4 protein-coding genes are annotated in these 3,650 nt (G+C 72.7%); all 4 read left to right on the top strand.

All coding sequences use genetic code 11. The features are described from left to right. A partial coding sequence (locus tag G3I40_RS35245) for a biotin/lipoyl-containing protein (RefSeq protein ID WP_343245114.1) occupies nucleotides 1–547 on the top strand: 547 nt, incomplete at its 5' end. Next, nucleotides 544–1,710, top strand: a complete 1,167-nt coding sequence (locus G3I40_RS35250; protein WP_164558917.1) for an acyl-CoA dehydrogenase family protein — start codon at nucleotides 544–546, stop codon at nucleotides 1,708–1,710. The genes G3I40_RS35245 and G3I40_RS35250, both read left to right, overlap by 4 nt. Before the next feature lie 35 nt (nucleotides 1,711–1,745). Continuing rightward, nucleotides 1,746–3,311 carry a 4-coumarate--CoA ligase family protein gene (locus tag G3I40_RS35255; RefSeq protein WP_203645349.1) on the top strand — a complete coding sequence of 522 codons (1,566 nt, stop codon included), beginning with the start codon at nucleotides 1,746–1,748 and terminating at the stop codon, nucleotides 3,309–3,311. A gap of 2 nt (nucleotides 3,312–3,313) precedes the next feature. After that, nucleotides 3,314–3,650 (top strand): enoyl-CoA hydratase-related protein (locus G3I40_RS35260; protein WP_343245115.1); only part of this gene is annotated, 337 nt, incomplete at its 3' end.

Here is a 3,650-nt window from a genome sequence, read left to right on the forward strand (position 1 = left end):
GCTCGCCGCCGCCCTGGCGGGGGCCGGCGGGCACCGCTTCGGCGGCTTCCGCAACGTCGCCTCGGCGCCCCAGGCGAAGCGCTACCGCAGCGAGCCCGGCGGCGCCGAGCACGAGGTCCATTACCGGCACACCCGCGACGGGCTGGCAGCCGACGGCGTCCGGGTCGTGCACGCCGCACCGGACCGTGTCGTGCTCGAAATCGGCGGTGTGCAGAGGAAGTTCAGGGTCGCCACGTACGACGGCGGCCGGGTCCACGTCAACGGCGTCGCCCTCACCGCCCTGCCCCGGTTCACCGATCCGAGCGAGCAGCGCGCGCCCGGCTCCCTGCTCGCGCCCATGCCCGGCACCGTCGTGCGCGTCGCCGAAGGGCTCGCCGAGGGCGCCCCCGTCACCGCCGGACAGCCCCTGATCTGGCTGGAGGCCATGAAGATGGAGCACCGCATCACCGCTCCCGCCTCCGGCACGCTCACCGCTCTGCACGCCGCCGTCGGCCGTCAGGTCGAGGTCGGCGCCCTGCTCGCCGTAGTCCAGGAGGTACAGAAGTGACCGCTCCCGTCCTCGAAACCGAAGAGCACCAGGCGCTGCGCGCCGCCGTCGCCGCGCTCGGCAAGCGGTTCGGCCGCGACTACATGACCCGCGTCACCGCCGCCGGAGGGCACCCGCAGGAGCTGTGGGCCGAGGCGGCGAAGCTCGGCTACCTCGGCGTGAACCTGCCCGAGGAGTACGGCGGCGGAGGCAGTGGCATCAGTGAACTGTCCATCGTCCTGGAGGAGTTGGGGGCCGCCGGGTCCCCGCTGCTGATGATGGTCGTGTCGCCCGCGATCTGCGGCACCGTGATCTCCCGGTTCGGCACCGAGGAGCAGAAGCGGGCCTGGCTGCCGGGGCTCGCCGACGGCAGCCGCACCATGGCCTTCGGCATCACCGAGCCCGACGCCGGCTCGAACTCGCACCGCATCACCACCACCGCCCGCCGCGACGACGACGGCTCGTGGGTGCTCACCGGCCGCAAGGTGTTCATATCGGGCGTCGACATCGCCGACGCCACCCTCATCGTCGGACGCACCTCCGACGCCCGGTCGGGCAAGCTCAAGCCCTGCCTCTTCATCGTCCCGCGGGAGACCCCGGGCTTCCACCGCCGGCAGATCGACATGGAACTCCAGGCGCCGGAGAAGCAGTTCGAGCTGACCCTCGACGACGTGCGGCTCCCCGCGGACGCGCTCGTGGGCGACGAGGACGCGGGCCTGCTCCAGCTGTTCGCCGGGCTCAACCCCGAGCGCATCATGACGGCCGCGTTCGCGATCGGCATGGGCCGCCACGCCGTGGGGCGCGCCGTCGCGTACGCCCGCGACCGCACCGTCTGGCAGGCCCCCATCGGCGCCCACCAGGCCATCGCCCACCCCCTGGCCCAGGTCCACATCGAGCTGGAGCTGGCCCGCCTGATGATGCAGAAGGCCGCCCGGCTCTACGACGCGGGCGACGACGTCGGCGCCGGCGAGGCCGCCAACATGGCCAAGTACGCCGCCGCCGAGGCCTGCGTACGCGCCGTCGACCAGGCCGTGCACACCCTCGGCGGCAACGGCCTCACCCGCGAGTTCGGCCTCGCCTCCCTCATCACCGGCTCGCGCGTGGCGCGTATCGCACCGGTCAGCCGGGAAATGATCCTCAACTACGTGTCCCACCAGACCCTGGGCCTGCCCAAGTCCTACTGATCCTCCAACTGTCGTATATCCACGAGGAGTTCAGCATGGTGTTCCGGAGCGAGTACGAGGACGTCGGCGTCGTCGACGAGCCCATCCACGACGCCGTGCTCGCCGGTGCGGCCGCGCGCGGCGACGCCCCCGCCCTCGTCGACGGGGTGGCGGGCACGACGATCACGTACGCCCAACTCGACGTGTTCCACCGCAAGGTGGCGGCCGGGCTCGCCGAAGCGGGCGTGCGCAAGGGCGACGTGGTCGCGCTGCACAGCCCCAACACGATCGCGTACCCGGTGGCGTTCTACGCCGCCACGCGCGCGGGCGCCTCCGTCACGACGGTGCACCCGCTGGCCACGCCCGAGGAGTTCGCGAAACAGCTGCGGGACTCCGCCGCGAGCTGGCTCGTCACGGTCACGCCCCTGCTCGAATCCGCCCGCGCCGCGGCCGAACTCGCGGGCGGCATACGGGAGATATTCGTCTGCGACCCGGCGGGCGACAGCGGTTCGCGCTCGCTTCTCGACATGCTCGGCACGACGGCCCCCGAGCCGTCGGTCGCCGTCGACCCGGCCCGCGACGTCGCCGCGCTGCCGTACTCCTCGGGCACCACCGGCGTCCCCAAGGGCGTCATGCTCACCCACCGCAACATCGCCACGAACCTCGCCCAGCTGGAACCGCTGATGCCGATGGGCCCGGGCGACCGCGTCCTCGCGGTGCTGCCCTTCTTCCACATCTACGGCCTGACCGCCCTCATGAACGCCCCGCTGCGGCGCGGCGCGACGGTCGTCGTCCTGCCCCGCTTCGACCTCGACACCTTCCTCGCGGCGATCGAGAAGCACCGCATCAACGCGCTGTACGTGGCCCCGCCGATCGTCCTCGCCCTCGCCAAGCACCCGTCCGTCGACCGCTACGACCTGTCGTCCCTGGACTACGTCATCAGCGCCGCGGCCCCCCTCGACGCCGAGCTGGCCCGGGCCTGCGCGCACCGCATCGGCCTGCCGTCCGTCGGCCAGGCGTACGGCATGACGGAACTGTCACCCGGTACGCACCTCGTCCCGAGGGCGGCGGACGACCCGCCGCCGGGCACCGTCGGCAAGCTCATCGCGTCTACCGAGATGCGGCTGCTGTCCCTGGACGACCCGGCGAAGGACACCGCCGTCGGCGAGGCGGGCGAGGTCCTCATCCGCGGGCCGCAGGTCATGAAGGGCTACCTCGGCCGCCCCGAGGCCACCGCCGAGATGATCGACCCGGACGGCTGGGTGCACACCGGCGACGTCGGCCGTGTGGACGGCGACGGCTGGCTGTTCGTCGTCGACCGCGTGAAGGAACTCATCAAGTACAAGGGCTTCCAGGTGGCCCCCGCGGAACTGGAGGCGCTGCTGCTCACCCATGACGGCATCGCCGACGCGGCGGTCATCGGCGTGCTCGACGGCGACGGCAATGAGATCCCGAAGGCGTTCGTGGTCCGCGCCGACGAGCGGCTCACCGCGGAGCAGGTCGTGGCGTACGTCACCGAGCGCGTCGCCCCGTACAAGAAGATCCGCCGCGTCGTCTTCGTCGACGAGGTGCCGCGCGCGGCGTCGGGGAAGATCCTGCGCCGCCGACTGAGGGAGAACTGACGGTGGTCGAACGTCTCGTCCGGCACGCGTACGCGCGCGGCATCACCACCCTCACGCTGGACTCGCCGGCCAACCGCAACGCGCTGTCGTCGTCCCTCGTGGCCGAACTCGCCGAGCGGCTGGCCCAGGCGGAGCAGGACGACGAGGTGCGGGCCGTCGTCCTCACCCACACCGGCGGCACCTTCTGCGCGGGCGCCGACCTGCGCGAACCGCCGGAGCCGGCCGCGCTGGTGGGCCTGTTGCGGGGGATCGTGGAGCTGGCCAGGCCGGTCGTCGCACGGGTCGACGGGCACGTGCGCGCGGGCGGCCTCGGCCTGCTCGGCGCCTGCGACGTCGCGG

It is taken from the genome of Streptomyces sp. SID14478, from assembly GCF_010548525.1.
Classification (GTDB): Bacteria; Actinomycetota; Actinomycetes; order Streptomycetales; family Streptomycetaceae; genus Streptomyces.